Origin of the sequence: Stenotrophomonas sp. JC08 (genome assembly GCF_052180205.1) — a bacterium.
Lineage (GTDB): Bacteria > Pseudomonadota > Gammaproteobacteria > Xanthomonadales > Xanthomonadaceae > Stenotrophomonas.
On record NZ_CP197473.1, the window covers coordinates 2,244,024 to 2,261,759 of the forward strand.

Annotated in this window: 18 protein-coding genes and 4 tRNA genes; 11 read left to right on the forward strand and 11 right to left on the reverse strand. The window is 64.9% G+C overall.

All coding sequences use genetic code 11. The features are described from left to right. Nucleotides 1-44: 44 nt before the first annotated feature. The 4 genes from panC to pcnB are packed head-to-tail and all read right to left on the reverse strand — an operon-like array spanning nucleotide 45 to nucleotide 3,608. Nucleotides 45-887, reverse strand: a complete 843-nt coding sequence (panC, locus tag ACSBPQ_RS10280; RefSeq protein ID WP_442682058.1) for a pantoate--beta-alanine ligase — start codon at nucleotides 885-887, stop codon at nucleotides 45-47. Further along, on the reverse strand, nucleotides 884-1,699 hold the full coding sequence (gene panB, locus ACSBPQ_RS10285) for a 3-methyl-2-oxobutanoate hydroxymethyltransferase (RefSeq protein WP_442682059.1): 816 nt from the start codon (nucleotides 1,697-1,699) through the stop codon (nucleotides 884-886). Before panB ends, panC begins: the two co-directional genes overlap by 4 nt. Nucleotides 1,700-1,730: 31 nt before the next feature. Then, the gene (folK, locus tag ACSBPQ_RS10290; RefSeq protein ID WP_442682060.1) at nucleotides 1,731-2,225 is read right to left on the reverse strand and encodes a 2-amino-4-hydroxy-6-hydroxymethyldihydropteridine diphosphokinase; all 495 of its coding nucleotides are present in this window, start codon (nucleotides 2,223-2,225) and stop codon (nucleotides 1,731-1,733) included. A gap of 6 nt (nucleotides 2,226-2,231) precedes the next feature. Then, entirely contained in the window at nucleotides 2,232-3,608 is a 1,377-nt protein-coding gene (pcnB, locus tag ACSBPQ_RS10295; protein ID WP_442682061.1) for a polynucleotide adenylyltransferase PcnB, read from the reverse strand. 42 nt (nucleotides 3,609-3,650) lie between these two features. Between pcnB and ACSBPQ_RS10300 the strand changes: the two genes are divergently transcribed. Together ACSBPQ_RS10300 and fdxA are read left to right on the forward strand one after the other, a co-directional pair. Beyond that, nucleotides 3,651-3,725, forward strand: a tRNA-Glu gene (locus tag ACSBPQ_RS10300). Nucleotides 3,726-4,026: 301 nt separating this feature from the next. Beyond that, nucleotides 4,027-4,350 carry a ferredoxin FdxA gene (gene fdxA / locus ACSBPQ_RS10305; RefSeq protein WP_442682062.1) on the forward strand — a complete coding sequence of 108 codons (324 nt, stop codon included), beginning with the start codon at nucleotides 4,027-4,029 and terminating at the stop codon, nucleotides 4,348-4,350. 70 nt (nucleotides 4,351-4,420) lie between these two features. Here fdxA and ACSBPQ_RS10310 read toward each other — a convergent pair whose 3' ends face one another. Then, nucleotides 4,421-4,927: a hypothetical protein gene (locus ACSBPQ_RS10310; protein WP_442682063.1), complete on the reverse strand. Its 507-nt coding sequence runs from the start codon at nucleotides 4,925-4,927 to the stop codon at nucleotides 4,421-4,423. Between the two features lie 475 nt (nucleotides 4,928-5,402). On the opposite strand from ACSBPQ_RS10310, the gene ACSBPQ_RS10315 reads away from it, so the two are divergent. The 9 genes from ACSBPQ_RS10315 to ACSBPQ_RS10355 all read left to right on the forward strand — a co-directional run bounded on the left by ACSBPQ_RS10315 (nucleotide 5,403) and on the right by ACSBPQ_RS10355 (nucleotide 11,134). Beyond that, nucleotides 5,403-5,963 (forward strand): glycine cleavage system protein R, encoded by a 561-nt coding sequence (locus tag ACSBPQ_RS10315; protein ID WP_442682064.1) that lies wholly within the window; start codon nucleotides 5,403-5,405, stop codon nucleotides 5,961-5,963. Nucleotides 5,964-6,042: 79 nt separating this feature from the next. Further along, nucleotides 6,043-6,522 (forward strand): peroxiredoxin, encoded by a 480-nt coding sequence (locus ACSBPQ_RS10320; protein WP_442682065.1) that lies wholly within the window; start codon nucleotides 6,043-6,045, stop codon nucleotides 6,520-6,522. An 82-nt stretch (nucleotides 6,523-6,604) separates the two neighbouring features. Then, nucleotides 6,605-8,005 carry a PhoH family protein gene (locus ACSBPQ_RS10325; RefSeq protein WP_442682066.1) on the forward strand — a complete coding sequence of 467 codons (1,401 nt, stop codon included), beginning with the start codon at nucleotides 6,605-6,607 and terminating at the stop codon, nucleotides 8,003-8,005. 5 nt (nucleotides 8,006-8,010) lie between these two features. After that, nucleotides 8,011-8,502: a hypothetical protein gene (locus tag ACSBPQ_RS10330; protein ID WP_442684569.1), complete on the forward strand. Its 492-nt coding sequence runs from the start codon at nucleotides 8,011-8,013 to the stop codon at nucleotides 8,500-8,502. 9 nt (nucleotides 8,503-8,511) lie between these two features. Continuing rightward, complete coding sequence (locus ACSBPQ_RS10335; RefSeq protein ID WP_442682067.1) at nucleotides 8,512-9,183, forward strand: YoaK family protein; 672 nt, start codon at nucleotides 8,512-8,514, stop codon at nucleotides 9,181-9,183. A 34-nt stretch (nucleotides 9,184-9,217) separates the two neighbouring features. Then, nucleotides 9,218-10,027, forward strand: a complete 810-nt coding sequence (thiD, locus tag ACSBPQ_RS10340; protein WP_442682068.1) for a bifunctional hydroxymethylpyrimidine kinase/phosphomethylpyrimidine kinase — start codon at nucleotides 9,218-9,220, stop codon at nucleotides 10,025-10,027. Further along, entirely contained in the window at nucleotides 10,024-10,863 is an 840-nt protein-coding gene (locus ACSBPQ_RS10345) for an alpha/beta hydrolase family protein (RefSeq protein ID WP_442682069.1), read from the forward strand. Before thiD ends, ACSBPQ_RS10345 begins: the two co-directional genes overlap by 4 nt. Before the next feature lie 66 nt (nucleotides 10,864-10,929). Then, nucleotides 10,930-11,006, forward strand: a tRNA-Arg gene (locus ACSBPQ_RS10350). 51 nt (nucleotides 11,007-11,057) lie between these two features. Beyond that, nucleotides 11,058-11,134, forward strand: a tRNA-Arg gene (locus tag ACSBPQ_RS10355). Nucleotides 11,135-11,978: 844 nt separating this feature from the next. Here ACSBPQ_RS10355 and ACSBPQ_RS10360 read toward each other — a convergent pair. The 6 genes from ACSBPQ_RS10360 to lexA all read right to left on the reverse strand — a co-directional run bounded on the left by ACSBPQ_RS10360 (nucleotide 11,979) and on the right by lexA (nucleotide 17,697). Continuing rightward, nucleotides 11,979-12,071, reverse strand: a tRNA-Ser gene (locus ACSBPQ_RS10360). A 73-nt stretch (nucleotides 12,072-12,144) separates the two neighbouring features. Beyond that, nucleotides 12,145-12,348 (reverse strand): carbon storage regulator CsrA, encoded by a 204-nt coding sequence (csrA, locus tag ACSBPQ_RS10365; RefSeq protein WP_442682070.1) that lies wholly within the window; start codon nucleotides 12,346-12,348, stop codon nucleotides 12,145-12,147. Nucleotides 12,349-12,485: 137 nt separating this feature from the next. After that, nucleotides 12,486-15,137, reverse strand: coding sequence for an alanine--tRNA ligase (gene alaS, locus ACSBPQ_RS10370; protein WP_442682071.1), 2,652 nt, complete (start codon nucleotides 15,135-15,137; stop codon nucleotides 12,486-12,488). 99 nt (nucleotides 15,138-15,236) lie between these two features. Further along, nucleotides 15,237-15,728, reverse strand: coding sequence for a recombination regulator RecX (gene recX, locus ACSBPQ_RS10375; protein WP_442682072.1), 492 nt, complete (start codon nucleotides 15,726-15,728; stop codon nucleotides 15,237-15,239). Nucleotides 15,729-15,842: 114 nt separating this feature from the next. After that, nucleotides 15,843-16,880 (reverse strand): recombinase RecA, encoded by a 1,038-nt coding sequence (gene recA / locus ACSBPQ_RS10380; protein ID WP_442682073.1) that lies wholly within the window; start codon nucleotides 16,878-16,880, stop codon nucleotides 15,843-15,845. A gap of 187 nt (nucleotides 16,881-17,067) precedes the next feature. Further along, a complete protein-coding gene (gene lexA, locus ACSBPQ_RS10385) occupies nucleotides 17,068-17,697 on the reverse strand; it encodes a transcriptional repressor LexA (protein WP_442682074.1) in 630 nt (209 codons plus the stop codon). Nucleotides 17,698-17,736 lie beyond the last annotated feature (39 nt).

Here is a 17,736-nt window from a genome sequence, read left to right on the forward strand (position 1 = left end):
CCCGCACGCCATTGACGGACATGCGGAGTCTCACGGGGCGAGGTTCAGAACTCGATATTGTCGATCAGGCGGGTACTGCCCAGCTTGGCCGCCACCAGCGCCACCCGGGCGCCACCACAGTCATCACCCGGCTCGCCCAGGTCCGGCATCCGCACCGTGGCGTAGTCCACCTGATAGCCTGCCGCCTGCAGCCTGGCCGTTGCGTCAGCCTCCACCTGGCCGTGCGCTGTCCCGGCCAGACAGGCGTCACGCATCTCCAGCAGCACCTGGCGGATGACGGTAGCCTGCGGCCGCACATCGGCGGTGAGGTACTGGTTACGGGAGCTCATCGCCAGGCCATCGGCCTCGCGCACGATCTCGCCACCGACGATTTCGATCGGAAACGCCAGATCAGCCACCATCTGCCGGATCACCGCCAGCTGCTGGTAGTCCTTGCGGCCAAACGCGGCCACATCCGGCTGCACCTGGTTGAACAGCCGTGTGACCACCGTGCACACGCCATCGAAATGACCCGGGCGGTGGGCGCCCTCCAGCAGTGCGCTCACGCCCGGCACATGCACGTTGGCGGCCAGCTCCACGCCAAACGGGTACATCGATTCGACCGTCGGCAGCCACAGCACGTCACAGCCGGCCTGCTCCAGGCCGCTGGTATCGGCCTCGGGCGTGCGCGGGTAGCGGGTGAAATCCTCGTTCGGGCCGAACTGGGTCGGATTGACGAAGACGCTCGACACCACCCTGTCGGCGTACTGGCGTGCCAGCTTCACCAGCGAATAGTGGCCGGCATGCAGGTTGCCCATGGTGGGCACCAGCGCCACGCGCAGACCTTCGCGCTTCCAGCCGCGGACCAGGGCGCGCAGCCGGGAAAGTTCGGTGACGGTTTCGATCATGATGCGTATGCGTGCTCTGCGTCGGGGAAGGTTCCGGCGCGGACGGCGTCGGCATAGGCGCGGACCGCACCCGCCACCGAACCGCCTTCGGCAAGGAAATCCTTGACGAACTTGGGACGACGGTGGCCGCTGTCCAGACCCAGGAAATCGTGCAGCACCAGCACCTGCCCGTCGCATTCGGGGCCGGCGCCAATGCCGATGGTGGGAATCGCGGTTTCGGCGGTGACGCGCCCGGCCAGCGGCGTCGGCACGCACTCCAGTACCAGCAGGCTGGCGCCGGCATCAGCCACCGCCCTGGCATCGTCAAGCAGTTGCCGGGCGGCATCGCCGCGCCCCTGCACCCGGTATCCGCCCAGCCGCAACACCGACTGCGGGGTGAGTCCCAGGTGCGAACACACCGGGATTTCACGCTCCACCAGGTAACGGATGATGTCCAGCTTGAAGCCGGCACCTTCGAGCTTGACCATTTCCGCGCCGGCCTGCAGCAGCTTCAGGGAGGCATCCAGCGCCCGCTCGGGCGTGGCATCGGCACCGAACGGCAGGTCGGAAACCAGCAGCGCGCGTTGCAGCACGCGGCTCACCGCGGCGGTGTGGTAGACCACATCCTCGACGCTGACCGGCAGCGTGGAGTCATGGCCCTGCACCACCATGCCCAGCGAATCGCCGACCAGGATCAGGTCGACACCGTTGGCATCGAAGGCGCGGGCGAAGCCGGCATCGTAGGCGGTCAACATCACCAGCTTCTGGCCGTTGCGCTTGGCTTCGACCAGGGCTGGAACCGTCCAGGGCTTGCTGTCAGCGTGGATGCTCATGTCAGGATAACGATTGGTGATAAGCCAGCCATTATCCCCCTATCCGCTTGATAGCGCAGGTCTGGATGCCATCCAGCAGCGCACGGACCGTTCCATGCCCGGGAATAAGCGCCTCGGGCGCCACTTCAGCCAGCGGCAGCAAGGCGAACGCGCGCTCATGCAGATACGGATGCGGCACCGTCAGCCGCTGCAGGTCGATGACCTGGTCGGCATACAGCAACAGGTCCAGATCCAGCGTGCGCGGACCCCAGCGTTCGCCCGGCAGGCGGACACGGCCGAAGCGCTGCTCGATGGCCAGCAACTGGTCGAGCAGCTCCAGTGGCGCCAGCGTCGTCGCCAGCGTCACCGCCGCATTGATGAAAGGTGGTTGCGCCTCATTGCCCCAGGCCGGAGTGCGGTACAGGCTGGAACCGGCCTGCACGCGCGTGCGTGGCAACTGCGCCAGCGCCTGCATGGCGGCGCGGACCGTTCCACAGGCATCGCCGAGGTTCGCCCCCAGCCCGACGCAGGCCAGCACGGAATCCATCTGGCGTTATTCGCCCAGCGCGGTGGGTGCCCCACGGCGGCGACGGCGACGGCGGCGACTCGGTTCATCACCCTCCACCAGCACTTCGGCAGCCAGCTCGTCCTGCGCCGAGTCCTGGTCGTGGCTGGACTGCTGCTGCGTCTCGCGCCAGAAAGCGATGTCTTCAGCATGTTCAGCCGAAGCCGTCCCGCGCAGCACCAGGAAATCAAACGCCGCACGGAAACGCGGATGCGCCAGCGTGCGGTAGACGCGCTTGCGCTGGCGCGAGCCGAAGCGCGACTGCAGCAGCCAGATTTCCTGCATCGGCAGGGAGAACCGGCGTGGCAGCGCGATGGTACTGAGCTGGTGCATTGTCACCCGGTCAGCGGCGCGACGCTGCGCCTCCTCGATCGCCACGCCCTGTTTCTGCAGCGCCATCAGCGAGCGGCAGAATGCCGGCCACAGCAGCAGCGCGAACAGGAAAGCCGGCGACACCGGCTCATCATTGGCGACCCGCGCATCGGTATTGCCCAGCCCCTCGATCAGGATGCGGCGCAGCGCACCGGTGCGATTGCTCTTGAGCGCCGCCGCACTTTCCGGGAACAGCACCGCCAGCAGGCCGAAACGCTCCAACCCTTCGAAACTGGCCACACCGTGACCGGAAAGGAACAGCTTGAGCACCTCTTCGAACAGGCGTGCCGGCGCCGCTTCGTTCAACAGGCTGGCCAGGCGCGGAATCGGCTCGGCGGTGGCGGCCTCGATGCTGAAGCCCAGCTTGGCGGCCAGGCGCACCGCGCGCAGCATCCGCACCGGATCTTCGCGATAACGCTGCTCCGGATCGCCGATGAGCTTCATCCTGCGCGCCAGCACATCCTCGAACCCGCCGGTGTAGTCGCGCACCGAGAAATCCTCGATCGCGTAATACAGCGCATTGCAGGTGAAGTCGCGCCGGACCGCATCGTCTTCGATCGTGCCGTAGACGTTGTCGCGCACCAGCATGCCGTTCTCGACCTCGCGGTCGCCGCTGCCGTCATCGCTGTTGGCGCGGAAGGTGGCCACTTCGATGATCTCGCGGCCGAACACCACATGTGCCAGGCGGAAGCGGCGGCCGATCAGCCGGCAATTGCGGAACAGCTGCTTGACCTGCTCCGGCGTGGCATCGGTGGCCACGTCGAAATCCTTGGGCTGCCCGCCAACCAGCAGGTCACGGACCGCGCCGCCCACCAGGTAGGCGCCAAAGCCCGCCTCGCGCAGCCGGTAGAGCACGCGCAATGCATTGGGACTGATGTCCTTGCGCGAGATGCAGTGCTGGTCGCGCGCAACGGTGCGCAGCGTGAACGGCGTTGTAACTGTGGAATTGATGGTGGCGCTTCCCGTTGAAATTTCAGGATTGCCGAGCGGCAACCGGACGCATATACTAGCGCGCTCGCCGGACGCGACCAATACGCTCCCTTCGTCTAGTGGTTAGGACGTGGCCCTCTCAAGGCTAAAACAGGGGTTCGAGTCCCCTAGGGAGCGCCAGTCGCCCGGCAGATTCCAGCAGAAACCCCGCCCGTGCGGGGTTTTTGTGTTTCTGCGCCCGGCAGAAGCCGGCACACCAGCAGCACGATCCCGGTGCACAGACCTTTTCCCCGGCCGATGGCGGCTGCGGACAGACTTCGCCCCGATGGCAACGGCGACCGGGCAGCCACACCAGCGGTACCCGCAGAACAGCACCTCGGGCTATTGCTTGCATTCGCCCTGCCCACCCCCATCCTGAGAACAGCCATGCCCCGAGGCGGCATCTGTTCTAGAATTAGGCGGCTAACTGCCGGACCCTGCCATGCCCTTTGTCGTTACTGAAAACTGCATCAAGTGCAAACACACCGACTGCGTTGAAGTCTGTCCCGTCGATTGCTTCCACGAAGGCCCGAACTTCCTGGTCATCGACCCGGACGAGTGCATCGACTGCACGCTGTGCGAACCGGAGTGCCCGGTCAACGCCATTTATCCTGAAGACGACGTGCCCGCCGGGCAGGAAGGTTTTGTCGCCCTCAACGCCGAGCTGTCGCGCTCCTGGCCGGTATTGACCGTGCGCAAGGACCCGCCGGCCGACGCCGCCGAGTGGGACGGCAGGCCGGACAAGCTGAAACTCCTGGAACGCTGAAACCTTTCAACGTGACCATGGAAAACGGGCGCTCTGGGCGCCCGTTCCGTTTTCCGGCATCCTCCCGGACTCAGCCGCCCAGGCGCGCCTTCAATGCCTCCACCAGCTTGAGTGCCGCCGCATCGGTGGCTGGCAGGCCACGCGGATCCACCGCCGACACGTATGCGCCGGCATCCACGGCCACCACGCGCACGAGGAAGTTGCTGCCCTCATAGCCGATGTCATAGGAACCCAGCAGCTGCGCCCGGCTGGCGATATTCACCCCTTCGATCCCTGCCAGTGCCTCTCCGACCTTGGCAAACACTTCGTCACGGCTGCCACTGAGCGCGAAACCGCTCTGCGCGCTGGCGGCCGCAGCTGCCGGTGACGGCTTGACCGCCGACGCCAGTGCCGGCACCGCTGCGGCACCGGCGGTGTTGGGCAGATTCAGATCCGGCGGTACTTCCAGCGGACGCGATTCCGGGGCGAGGGCGTAGTCACCTTTGGCTCCGCGCTTGAAACAGCCGGTGGTGGTGGCGATGGTGGCAACGGCCAGCAGCGTCAGCGAAAGCACGCGGAAGGTTGAGGTTTGACGCATGGTGTATCTCCTGGTTCAGGCCACTGCGGTGCAGTGGCTGGATAGCTTTCCTGCCTGCCGATACGGGCGGCGGGATGATCGGCAATGAAATGGAGCGGACTGTCGCGACGGCAGCGCTTGGTGGCAGCGCATGCCGCCCGGAAATCCGATACCAGCCGGAAGTGGCGCACGACCACTTCCTTCCCGGAGAAATGCGGCCTCCGGAGCGGCGACCGGGGACATCCCTGCACGTGCAAGGCCCATACCGCGTTTAGAGGCACCACCGGTGCGCAGTGAAGCTGGAAATGCGGCGGCAAGGACTGGGATCGGCAAGGGAGCGGCTGCCCGTAATGGAGGTGAAGAGGCCGGCCAACCGGCAGCTTTGGTGACCAAAAGCATGTTACTTGCCGGTCGAAAGGAGGGGCAAGTATGCTGGACACCAGTAAACGGACCGCTGCCGGTGCCGTTCAGCCTCTCAAGCATCACCGGAACCACCTTGACCGACACCACACCGCGGCCGTTGCCGACCGAAAACCACCTCCTGATCAACGCCTATACGACGCATCCGGAGTCCCCCCTGCTGTCCGTCACCCGTCGCATCGCCGACAGCGGCTGCAATCTGGCCGACGCCCGCCTTTCCACCGTCGGTCGCGACGTTTCGGTGACCACCCTGGCGACCGGCTCGTGGGATGCGATCGCCAAGCTGGAAGCCATGCTGACGCGCCTGGAGCGCGAGGAAAGCATGAAACTGGTGTGGTACCGCACCGAGGCCAAGCAGATCCAGTCCAATCTGCTGCCCTATATCGTGGAAGTCATCGCCGCCGACAAGCCGGGCATCCTGTTCCAGCTGGCCGACTTCTTCGACCGCCAGGGCATCACCATCGAGAACCTGCAGAGCACCCGTTACCAGGCCATGCAGACCGGCGCGGAAATGTTCTCGGCGCAGATCACCATCGGCGTCCCGTCGAATATGCATATCGCCGCGCTGCGCGATGACTTCCTTGAATTCTGCGACCACCTCAACCTGGACGCGATCATGGATCCGATGAAGTTCTGATGGTTTCGCGCACCCATCACGGGTGTGCGGCGTTTCATGTAACCGCAATCGAATCACCCCAGGCTCCGGAAAGGATCTGATGAACATCGGCGATACCCTGGACAGCACCACCCTCGCTCTTCCGCTGGCCCTGTCCGGCGGCGACAGCACCACCCTCGCCGCACAGGCCGGCCACTGGCTGGTGCTGTACTTCTACCCGAAGGACAGTACCCCCGGCTGCACCACCGAGGGCCTGGATTTCAATGCGCTGCTGCCGGAGTTCACCCGTGCCGGCGCCAGGGTGTTCGGGGTTTCGCGTGATTCGGTGAAATCCCACGACAACTTCTGCGCCAAGCAGGGCTTCAGGTTCCCGCTGATCAGCGACAGCGACGAGGCGCTGTGCAACGCCTTCGACGTGATCAAAATGAAGAACATGTACGGCAAGCAGGTGCGCGGCATCGAGCGCAGCACCTTCCTGATCTCGCCCGAGGGCACGCTGGTGCAGGAATGGCGCAAAGTGAAAGTCGCCGGTCATGCCGCTGCCGTGCTTGAAGCCCTGAAGGCCGCCCGGAACACGTGAGCCCCCTGCCACTCCCACTCGCCCCATCGGCCTGCCCCGCAGGTGCGATGGCGTGACCCTGTCCCGCCACAAGGAACCGACGATGACCCGAGGCAAGCGCATCTACGTGCTGGACACCAACGTGCTGATGCACGATCCCACCGCGCTGTTCAAGTTCGAGGAGCACGATGTCTACCTGCCGATGCAGGTGATCGAGGAGCTGGACAACGGCAAGAAGGGCACCACCGAGGCGAGCCGCAACGCCCGCCAGGTGAGCCGCTTCCTCAATGAGCTGATCGAAGCGGCAGGCATCGGCAGCGTGCAGAACGGCGTGCCGCTGGCACGTCCGCAGGGCCTGCAGCTGCGCGGCGCCCAGAGTGCCGGAAATCTGTACTTCCAGACCAGCCATTTCGAGGCCGGCAAGAGCTTTGGCAAGGTGATCCCGGACAACGCCATCCTCGGCGCCATCCTGGCCCTGAAGGAACAGCACCCGGAAACCCCGGTGGTGTTCATCTCCAAGGACATCAACCTGCGCATCAAGGCCGCCATCGCCGGCATCGATTCGGAGGACTACGAGAACGACCGCGCGCTGGACGACTTCAACCTGCTCTACACCGGCGCCAGCGAGCTGCCGGAGGACTTCTGGAAGAAGCATGCCGAGAACCTGCGCAGCTGGAGCGACAAGGGCCGCACCAGCTACGAGATCACTGCCGCTGACGACGAGGACTGGTATCCGAACCAGTACGCCTACCTGCCCGGCGATGACGAAGTCGAACTGAAGGTGGCCAAGGTGGAGGGCGATGGCCGCGTCACCCTGTCGCTGGTCAACGACTACCGCCACGGCTCGCATTCGGTATGGGGCATCACCGCGCGCAACCGCGAGCAGAATTTCGCGCTCAATGCGCTGATGGATCCGGAGATCGATTTCGTCACCCTGCTCGGCACCGCCGGCACCGGCAAGACCCTGCTGGCACTGGCCGCCGGCCTGGCGCAGACGATGGACACGCAGCGTTACCGCGAGATCATCATGACCCGTGCCACGGTCAGCGTCGGCGAGGACATCGGCTTCCTGCCCGGCACCGAGGAGGAGAAGATGACGCCATGGATGGGCGCACTGACCGACAACCTGGAGGTGCTCACCCACAACCAGGAAGGCGGCACCTGGGGGCGCGCGGCGACCAACGACCTGCTGGCCAGCCGCATCAAGATCCGTTCGCTGAACTTCATGCGCGGCCGCACCTTCCTGTCGCGCTACCTGATCCTGGACGAGGCGCAGAACCTCACGCCGAAGCAGATGAAAACGCTGATCACCCGCGCCGGCCCCGGCACCAAGATCGTCTGCCTGGGCAATGTCGAGCAGATCGACACTCCCTACCTGACGGAAACCACCTCCGGCCTGACCTACGCGGTAGACCGCTTCAAGAACTGGCCACACAGTGCGCATATCACTCTGCGCCGGGGCGAGCGCTCGCGCCTGGCCGATTACGCATCGGAGGTTCTGTGAAACCGCTGCACGTCCTTCCACTTGCCGGCGCATTGCTGGCACTGGCCGCCTGTACGCCGGCCAACGTCAAGCGCGGTGCCAGCGTATCGACGGCGCTCAAGGCCGGACAGTCCTGGGTGGTCACCCGACCCGTGGTGGCCGCACAGGTACTGGACACCTGCTCGCGCGACAGTCCCGCCCGGCACGCCGGTGAAGTCACCGGCTACTGGGCACCCGGTCGCGCCGACATCGAAGCGCTGGAAAGTCGCCTGTCACAGCTGCAGCCAACCATCCCCGAGCCGGCACGCTCGGGGCGCCAGTACGTCGGTTTCGAGTCCGGCGACAAACGCCTGATCTACATCAACGCCTTCACCCTGCCCGACCACAACGACATCGATCCTTCCCGCGAAGCGGTCCGCGTCTGCGATGGCGGTGCGCAGTTCTGGGGGGCGGTCTACGACCCGCAGACCGCGGCGTTTTCCGCTATCGAACACAACGGCCCGCCGTCGGTGCCTTGAGGTCTACGCATGGGAATGCGGCTGCCACGCTGGGTGTGGGTGGGCGCGATCGCCCTCTCCTGCGTGGCCGGCATGGTCAATGCGGTCGGCTTTCTGGGCTACATCAACCACGCGGTCAGCCATGTCACCGGCAGCACCAGCCAGCTCGGCATTGCACTGGCACAGGGTGACTGGCGACAGGTCGGTCCGCTGTGGGGGTTGCTGATCGCGTTCTCGGCCGGCGCGATGCTCAGCGGCCTGATCATCCAGGACAGCACCTTGCAGATCGGTCGTCGTTATGGCGTCGCGCTGGCCCTGGAATCGGCCTTGCTGCTGCTGGCCATTCCCCTGTTCCGGCAGCAGCCGCTGTGGGGCGCACTTGCCGCAGCCACCGCCTGCGGACTGCAGAACGCGATGGCCACCACCTTCAGCGGCGCAGTGGTGCGCACCACCCATCTCAGCGGCATGTTCACCGACCTGGGCATCGGCCTGGGGCACCTGTTGCGCGGCCTGCCACTGCCGATGCGGCGCCTGACCCTCAGCGGCCTGATCATCACCGGCTTTCTTGCCGGTGGCTGTATCGGCACCTGGCTGTATATACGTTGGCAGTACGACGCACTGCTTGCCCCGGCGCTGCTGACCGGCATCACCGGCCTTGGCTACGTGCTGTATTACCAGTGGACACAACAGCCGCGCAGGTAGGACACGTCCACGCCAAACATTGCACAATCGCGGCATGAGTCCTTCAACCTCCGTTTCCGCCCTCACCATCGCCGGCTCCGACTCCGGTGGCGGTGCCGGCATCCAGGCCGATCTCAAGACATTCGCCGCACACCAGGTGCACGGCCTTTCCGCCATTGCCGCGCTCACCGCCCAGAACACGCGTGGCGTGACTGCAGTGCATGTGCCGCCGCTGGATTTCCTGCGCGCACAGATCGACGCCTGTTTCGACGACTTCAACATCCACGCGGTCAAGCTCGGCATGCTCGCCAATGCCGATGTCATCCATCTCGTGGCCGATGCACTGGAGCGCTACCGTCCGGCGCAGATCGTGCTGGACCCGGTGATGGTCGCCACCAGCGGTGCCAAGCTGCTCGAGGACAGTGCACTGCAGGCCATGCGTGAACGCCTGCTGCCGCTGGCCACCCTGCTCACCCCCAACACCCCGGAAGCCGAGCTGCTGCTCGACCGCCGCATCGGCAACGCTGCCGACGCCCGAAGCGCCGCCCGCGCCCTGCTCGACATGGGCGCCCGTGCGGTTCTGCTGAAGGGCGGCCATCTGCTCGAAGGCGAGCGTGTCATCGACCGTTACTTCGACGGCACCAATGACAGGGAGTTCGACCATCCGCGCCTGCCTGTCGATGCTCATGGCACCGGCTGCACGCTGGCATCGGCCATCGCCGCGCAGCTGTGTCGCGGACGGACCATGCCCGCAGCCTGCGAGGCGGCCATCGACTACATCGCACGCGGCCTGCACGGCGGCTATCAGCCCGGCCGCAGCGAAGTCATGGTGCTCGACCACATCGGCGCCGCATTCCGCGCATGAACACCTGCGCCCGTCTGCCCATCACCAGCGCGGACGGGCATCAGTTCGAACTGCTTGCCCACCTGCCGGCACAGGCGACCGCCAGCCTGTTGTGGCTGCCCGCACTGGGCGTTGCCGCCCGTCACTACCAGCCCTTTGCCGACGCGCTGGCCGCCAAAGGCATCGCCGTGTTCCTGCACGAATGGCGCGGCAACGGCAGCAGCCGCCTGCGCGCGGACCGGCACCACGACTGGGGCTACCGCGAACTGCTGCAGTTCGACCTGCCTGCCGCCGAGGCCGCGGTACGTGCTGCTGCACCCGGACTGCCATTCCGGCTCGGCGGCCACAGCCTCGGCGGGCAGTTGGCGTGCTGCCATGCCGGGCTGCATGGCGGCACGCTGGAGGCCCTGTGGCTGGTCGCCAGCGGTACACCGTGGTGGCGCAGTTTCCCGGCCCCGCGCCGCTATCTGCTGCCGGCGGCGTATCGCTTCCTGCCATGGCTGGCCCGACGCAGGGGCGCCCTGCCCGGCCGCCACCTCGGTTTCGGCGGCACCGAAGCGCGTGGCTTGATCGATGACTGGTCACGCGTCGGTCTGAGCAACCGCTATGCCGCGCGAAACCTGGCTGACGACCTTGAGGCCGGCATGCGCGGGATCAACGCCTCCATCTCCGCCATCGTCTTCGACCAGGACTGGCTGGCACCCGCCAGCTCGATGCGGCAGCTGCTGGCGAAGATGCCTGCAGCCAGATATCAACTGCACGAAATGTCATCCCGCGAGCTCGGCACAAGCGCCGATCACTTCCACTGGATGAAAGCACCGCACAACGTAGCGTCAGTCCTGACAACAGCACGATAGTCAGGGAAATTTCACAAAAGCATTGACGCACTCGCAGCATGTCAGCATAATCTCGCTCCTGACGACGCGCCCGTAGCTCAGTTGGATAGAGTACCTGGCTACGAACCAGGCGGTCGGGAGTTCGAATCTCTCCGGGCGCACCACGTCAGAAGTGGAATTCCATTCCACACCTCCAAAACAGAACAATGTAATCCGCGCCCGTAGCTCAGTTGGATAGAGTACCTGGCTACGAACCAGGCGGTCGGGAGTTCGAATCTCTCCGGGCGCACCATTGCATTGAATACAACAGCAGGCATCGCCTGCTGTTTCTGTTTCTGCATCCCGCTATTGCACGACGCGCGCCCAGGCTGGGACTTCCGGCTCATGAATCTGGACGCCGATATTCGGCCCGCCCGCCACACACATCGCAGGCCGCCGCATCGGCACCACCGGTACCGCTCTTCGACAAGACGAAGCCCTGCGTTCGCCACAGCGTTCCTGCAATGCAATCTCCACACGTGACAGCCAAGGACTGGAGAGATCTTTCGCCCAGCTGCCGGCAGTGAGATTCCAAACCCATACGCGCCTGGCACGATCTATTGAATGATCAGCCCGTCCTGCCGCTGATGCAGAAGCGACTCTCCGACTGCCCCATCCCTCATCCTCGGCCGGGCGTGCCGGTTTCAGCCCACGCGGGTGAGTCAGCTTTGCGACGGCACGAACAGCCAAGCCCAGTCTCCGATCCGCGAACCGTGGATGGCTCGCGCACAGCCGAACCGCCCACCATGTCCAGCAACGATCCCTTCGTCCGACCCTGTGATCAGCATGACAAGATCACGCGCAGCACTTCCTGGCGACACACCCCCTCACGACAAGAAGCTGACCAGCCCCTCTGCGGCATCACCAACCCGCAGCGCATCTTTCTACCCACAAAACCGTACAGACCCGCGCCGAAGGCGACAGCCCTTGCGAGCAACCGGAAGGGCTGGCAGACAGCTGGAGAAAATGCCCCATCCACAGCAAGCCGGCCCACTCCCGCAAGCTGCCTCGTTGCAGACAGAAAGCACCTTCACTGCGTGCTGAAAACGCAGAAGCGGAAAAACAAAAAGCCCCTGAAGCAGGGGCTTTTTCGCAACTGGCGGAGTGAGAGGGATTCGAACCCTCGATAGAGCTTTTGACCCTATACTCCCTTAGCAGGGGAGCCCCTTCGGCCTCTCGGGCATCACTCCGTTTTTCTCGCCGCGCCGTGTATTCCGAAGCGGGGCGCGAAGGATAACGTTTATCAGGGTGAAAGGTAAACCCTTATTTGGAAGTTTCTTCACTTCCCGGTGCAGCCGGCTCATCACCGCGCTGGATACGCTGGAAAATTTCCTCGCGATGCACGGCCACATCCTTCGGCGCGGTGATACCGATACGCACCTGGTTGCCCTTGACGCCGAGCACGGTCACGCTGACCGAGTCACCAATCATCAGGGTTTCGCCTACACGGCGAGTCAGGATCAACATTTTACAAATCTCCATGGAACCGGTTGGATTCCCACCGGCATTGGCGCGCTGTAGCAATGCGCCCCACGACAAAGGGAAATGACTCCCAATAGTAACGGCAGGGCGCAAACCGCTTCAAGGCGTCAAGCTTCTCATATTCAGGCCAGATGCGGCTTGAGCCAGGCCATCGCACCGTCAAGCGCGGCGACAAGCTTCGGCCCGTCTTCACCGCCGCCCTGCGCCATATCCGGACGGCCGCCGCCCTTGCCACCGATCTGGCTGGCAACATGCGACAACAGCTCCCCGGCCTTGACCTTGCCCAGCGCGGCACCGCTGACACCCGCCACCAAGGCCGCCTTGCCGTCCTGCACACCCGCCAGCAGGATGACCGTGTCACCCAGCTGCTGCTTCAGGCGGTCCACCGCCTCGCGCAAGGCCTTCACATCAAAGCCTTCCAGCCGCGCCAGCAGCACCTTCACCCCGCCGACATCGACCGCCGAAGCCCCGAGGTCGGCCGTGGCACCCGAGGCCAGCTTGGCCTTGAGCGACTCCAGCTCGCGTTCCAGCTTCTTCTGGCGCTCGCCCAGCTGGCGGATCTTGTCGACCACATCCGCGGCGCTGCCACCAAGCAGCTGCGCGGCATCATGCAGGCGCTGTTCCTCGCCGGCGACATGATCCAGCGCCCCCTGCCCGGTCACCGCCTCGATGCGGCGTACGCCCGAAGACACACCACCTTCGGAGGTGATCTTGAACAGGCCGATGTCGCCGGTGCGCGACACATGGGTGCCGCCACACAACTCAGTGGAGAACCCGCCCATCTTCAATACGCGCACGTTCTCGCCATACTTCTCGCCGAACAGCGCCATTGCGCCGAAATCCAGCGCTTCCTGCATGCCCATGTGATGCACTTCGGCCGCATGGTTGGCGCGTACCTGCTCGTTGACCTTGCGCTCGATGATGGCCAGCTCTTCGGCCGTGATCGGCTGGAAGTGCGAGAAGTCGAAGCGCAGGCGATCCGGCGCCACCAGCGAGCCCTTCTGCTGCACGTGAGTGCCCAGCACTTCGCGCAGCGCCGCATGCAACAGATGGGTGGCCGAGTGATTGAGAATGGTGGCGCTGCGGCGTACACCATCAACCGCACCCGACAGCACGTCACCGAGCTTGATGCCGCCCTGCTCCAGCCGGCCGACATGGCCATGGAACTGGCCGGCGAATTTCTGCGTATCGGTTACCGCCAGCGTCACGCCGGCGGCCGACAGCACGCCGGTGTCGCCCACCTGACCGCCGGATTCGGCATAGAACGGGGTCTGCGCGGTGAACACGATCACCTCATCACCGGCCTGCACCGCATCCACCGGGCGCCCGTCCCGGATCAGCGCTACCACTTCCAGGCCATCGGCCTGCAGCGCGTCATAGCCCTGGAACACCGTCGGCGACAGGGTCGCGACCAGGTCGGCCGGCAGCTGCACGCCGCCACCGAACTTGCCGGCGGCGCGCGCGGTCTCGCGCTGGTGCTCCATCGACGATTCAAAACCGTCCATATCCACCGTCATGCCACGCTCGCGGGCGATGTCGGCGGTCAGGTCGACCGGGAATCCGTAGGTGTCATACAGGCGGAAGGCATCGGCGCCGGGGATCACGCCGTCAGCGACCTTGGCCGCGACCTCGTCGAAGATCTTCATGCCGGCATCCAGCGTCTCGGCGAAACGCTCCTCCTCGGCCTGCAGCGCACGCACTACGGTGTCGGCCTGCGCCGCCAGCTCGGGATAGGCCTCGCCCATCTGTTCGACCAGCGTCGGCACCAGCTTGCTGAAGAACGGCTGGCGCACACCCAGCATCCAGCCGTGGCGCAGGGCGCGACGGATGATCCGGCGCAGCACATAGCCACGGCCCTCATTGGAGGGCAGCACGCCATCGACGATCAGGAACGAACAGGCGCGGATATGGTCGGCGATCACCCGCAGCGACTTGTTCTCCAGATCCGCCATCCCGGTCAGCTCGGCCGCCTTGCGGATCAGCGCCTGGAACAGGTCGATCTCGTAGTTGGTGTGCACGTTCTGCAGGATCGCCGCCAGGCGCTCCAGGCCCATGCCGGTATCCACGCACGGTGCCGGCAGCGGCACCAGCGTGCCGTCGGGCTGCCGATCGAACTGCATGAAAACGTTGTTCCAGATCTCGATGTAGCGATCGCCGTCTTCATCCGGCGAGCCCGGAGGGCCACCGGCGATGTGTTCACCGTGGTCATAGAAGATCTCAGTGCACGGGCCGCAGGGGCCGGTGTCGGCCATCTGCCAGAAGTTGTCGCTGGCAAACGGCGCACCCTTGTTGTCGCCGATGCGCACGATGCGCTCCGGCGGCAGGCCGATCATTTTGTTCCACAGCTCATACGACTCGTCGTCGGTGTGGTAGACGGTGACCAGCAGGCGCTCCGGCGCCAGCCCCCAGACCTTGGTCAGCAGCTCCCACGACCAGGCGATGGCTTCCTTCTTGAAGTAATCGCCGAAGGACCAGTTGCCCAGCATTTCGAAGAAGGTGTGGTGACGGGCGGTATAACCCACCGAATCCAGGTCGTTGTGCTTGCCGCCGGCACGCAGGCAGCGCTGGACGTCGGCAGCGCGCACATAGCTGCGCTTCTCCGCGCCCAGGAATACATCCTTGAACTGCACCATCCCGGAGTTGGTGAACAGCAGGGTCGGGTCGTTGCCCGGCACCAGCGGCGCCGAAGGCACGATGGTGTGACCCTTGGATCTGAAGAATTCCAGGAAGTCGGCGCGGATCTGGGAGGTGGTGAATTTGGCAGGAGTATTCATGGGGGACTGGCAATAAGCGGGCGAGCGGGTCCCGACCGTCCTCAAGGACGCGGGAATTCGGGAAACCGAAACCCTGAAAGGGTATCAGGCCCGGACCGCTCAGTCCTCAGCCTCGTAACGGGTGGCGCTGCGGATACAGCTGCCGTCAAACCCGCGCCGCATCAACAGGTCCGCCGCCTTGCGCCGCTGCGCCAGCTCCTGCGGCCCCTCCGGCCCGAAGCGACGGCACACCAGCTCCCTGGCGTTTTCGGCCCAGTCACCTTCGAAAGTAGCCATCGCCGCCTCGATCGCCGCATTGTCCAGGCCATGGGTTCCCAGTTCCGCACGGATATGCAGGGGGCCATAGCCGCCACCGGCACGGTTGCGCACGAGCCCTTCGGCAAACCGCGTATCGTCCTGCCAGCCTTCATCGGCCAGCTTCGAGATCGCCGCATCCACCGCCTCGGCATCCAGCCCGCGTGCCTTCAACTTGCGCCCGAGCTCCTTGCGCGAGTGTTCCCGTCGCACCAGCAGACCCAGTGCGCGTTGCAGCGGCGTCTGCTCCCGTCGCCGTTTTCCGCGACCGGCAGAGCCTGCATCAATCTCATCCATCACATCGGCCACCTTTCCAGGATCGCGCCATCCATGGCGCCTTTCCTCCTGGACTCAAAGTCCGCAGGACGGGACTGCGTCACTGACGATGCGCGTCCCGTCCTGCGGAAAAACTCACTCTTCGTCCGCGGCGCCGTCGCCTTCCTCGCGGGCGGCTTCAGCCGGCTGGAATTTCTCGCGCAGCTCGGCCTCAAGCTTGGCCGCAAGCTGCGGGTTGTCGCGCAGGTAGCCGCGCGCATTGTCCTTGCCCTGGCCGATACGCTCCTCACCGTAGCTGTACCAGGCACCGGCCTTGTCCACCAGCTTGGCCTCCACGCCCATGTCGATCAGCTCGCCCTCGCGGCTGATGCCTTCGCCATAGAGGATCTCAGTGACAACCTGCTTGAACGGAGGCGCCAGCTTGTTCTTGACCACCTTGATCCGGGTCTGGTTGCCGATGATCTCGTCGCCCTTCTTGATCGCGCCGATACGGCGGATATCCAGGCGCACCGAGGCGTAGAACTTCAGTGCATTACCACCGGTGGTCACTTCCGGGCTCTGCCCCGGCATCATCACGCCGATCTTGTGGCGCAACTGGTTGATGAAGACCACCAGGGTGTTGGAGCGCTTGATGTTGCCGGTCAGCTTGCGCAGCGCCTGGCTCATCAGGCGTGCCTGCAGGCCGGGCAGCTGGTCGCCCATCTCCCCTTCGATTTCCGCCTTCGGGGTCAGCGCGGCGACCGAGTCGACCACCACGATGTCGACCGAGCCCGAGCGCACCAGCATGTCGGCGATTTCCAGCGCCTGCTCGCCGGTATCGGGCTGCGACAGCAGCAGGTCATCGACATTCACGCCCAGCTTGCCGGCGTAGATCGGGTCCAGCGCGTGCTCGGCGTCGATGAAGGCGGCGGTGCCACCCAGCTTCTGGCACTCGGCGATGGCCTGCAGGGTCAAGGTGGTCTTGCCGGACGATTCCGGACCATAGATCTCGACCACGCGGCCCTTGGGCAGGCCGCCAATTCCCAGCGCGATATCCAGCATCAGCGAACCGGTCGGGATCGCCTCGACGGGCTCGACCACGCGGTCACCCATGCGCATCACCGAACCCTTGCCGAACTGCTTTTCGATCTGGCTCAGTGCAGCGGACAGCGCGCGCTTCTTGTTCTCGTCCATCGGGTTCTTCCTCGTCGTTGATTTCGTAGATTTCGTCATGGGCTCACTGTATCGAAGGCGTATCGCACAGGCTGAGACTGCATGCGACACGGCCAGACTATCGGGCCGGCAAGGATACCGGCAGCGGCGCTTGCCCCCTGCGCCCATAGGAGAAACACATCATCGTGGCTGCGGGAAACCACCCGTCTCAGCGGTTCGGTCGCAGCAATCCGCAGTACAGCCCTTCGATGGCGAAGTCCTGGTCCGGCAACACCTCGATGGGGGCGTAATCCGGATTGCGCGGCAGCAGGCGGATGCGGTCCTTGCCGATCTTGAGCAGCTTGACGGTGATTTCCTCGTCGATGCGCGCCACCACGATCTGCCCACTGCGCGCTTCACGGGTGCGATGCACGCCGATCAGGTCGCCATTGAAAATACCTTCATCGATCATCGAATCCCCCTGCACCTTCAGCAGGTAATCCGGCGCCGGCGAGAAGAACACCTTGTCCAGCACCACGAAGTCGTCCGAAGCGATGTCGGCACCGATCGGCAGCCCGGCAGCCACCCGGCCCAGCACCGGCAGCCGCAGCACCTGGTCATCGTTTGCGACCTGCTGCGGCTCCGTCTGCGCGTGCAGCAGGCGGATGCCGCGCGCACGGCCCGGCACCCGCTCGATGGCGCCGGCCGCTTCCAGTGCATCCAGATGGTATTGGGCCGAACGCACGCCCTTGAAGCCGAAGGCCCGGGCAATTTCGGTCTGCGAAGGCGGCACGCCCTCGGCTTCGATGCGCTCGGCGATCAGATCGAGGATGGCCTGCTGGGTGTCGGTCAGATTCATGATTAGTAGTATTGCTACTAACAGATTCCGCGTCAACTG

Bases quoted from the DNA above. Each gene is read 5' to 3' on its own strand.
- panC (WP_442682058.1), bottom strand. From the start codon at position 887: ATGATCGAAACCGTCACCGAACTTTCCCGGCTGCGCGCCCTGGTCCGC.
- panB (WP_442682059.1), bottom strand. From the start codon at position 1,699: ATGAGCATCCACGCTGACAGCAAGCCCTGGACGGTTCCAGCCCTGGTC.
- folK (WP_442682060.1), bottom strand. From the start codon at position 2,225: ATGGATTCCGTGCTGGCCTGCGTCGGGCTGGGGGCGAACCTCGGCGAT.
- fdxA (WP_442682062.1), top strand. From the start codon at position 4,027: ATGCCCTTTGTCGTTACTGAAAACTGCATCAAGTGCAAACACACCGAC.
- ACSBPQ_RS10310 (WP_442682063.1), bottom strand. From the start codon at position 4,927: ATGCGTCAAACCTCAACCTTCCGCGTGCTTTCGCTGACGCTGCTGGCC.
- ACSBPQ_RS10320 (WP_442682065.1), top strand. From the start codon at position 6,043: ATGAACATCGGCGATACCCTGGACAGCACCACCCTCGCTCTTCCGCTG.
- ACSBPQ_RS10325 (WP_442682066.1), top strand. From the start codon at position 6,605: ATGACCCGAGGCAAGCGCATCTACGTGCTGGACACCAACGTGCTGATG.
- ACSBPQ_RS10335 (WP_442682067.1), top strand. From the start codon at position 8,512: ATGGGAATGCGGCTGCCACGCTGGGTGTGGGTGGGCGCGATCGCCCTC.
- thiD (WP_442682068.1), top strand. From the start codon at position 9,218: ATGAGTCCTTCAACCTCCGTTTCCGCCCTCACCATCGCCGGCTCCGAC.
- ACSBPQ_RS10345 (WP_442682069.1), top strand. From the start codon at position 10,024: ATGAACACCTGCGCCCGTCTGCCCATCACCAGCGCGGACGGGCATCAG.
- csrA (WP_442682070.1), bottom strand. From the start codon at position 12,348: ATGTTGATCCTGACTCGCCGTGTAGGCGAAACCCTGATGATTGGTGAC.
- alaS (WP_442682071.1), bottom strand. From the start codon at position 15,137: ATGAATACTCCTGCCAAATTCACCACCTCCCAGATCCGCGCCGACTTC.
- recX (WP_442682072.1), bottom strand. From the start codon at position 15,728: ATGGATGAGATTGATGCAGGCTCTGCCGGTCGCGGAAAACGGCGACGG.
- recA (WP_442682073.1), bottom strand. From the start codon at position 16,880: ATGGACGAGAACAAGAAGCGCGCGCTGTCCGCTGCACTGAGCCAGATC.
- lexA (WP_442682074.1), bottom strand. From the start codon at position 17,697: ATGAATCTGACCGACACCCAGCAGGCCATCCTCGATCTGATCGCCGAG.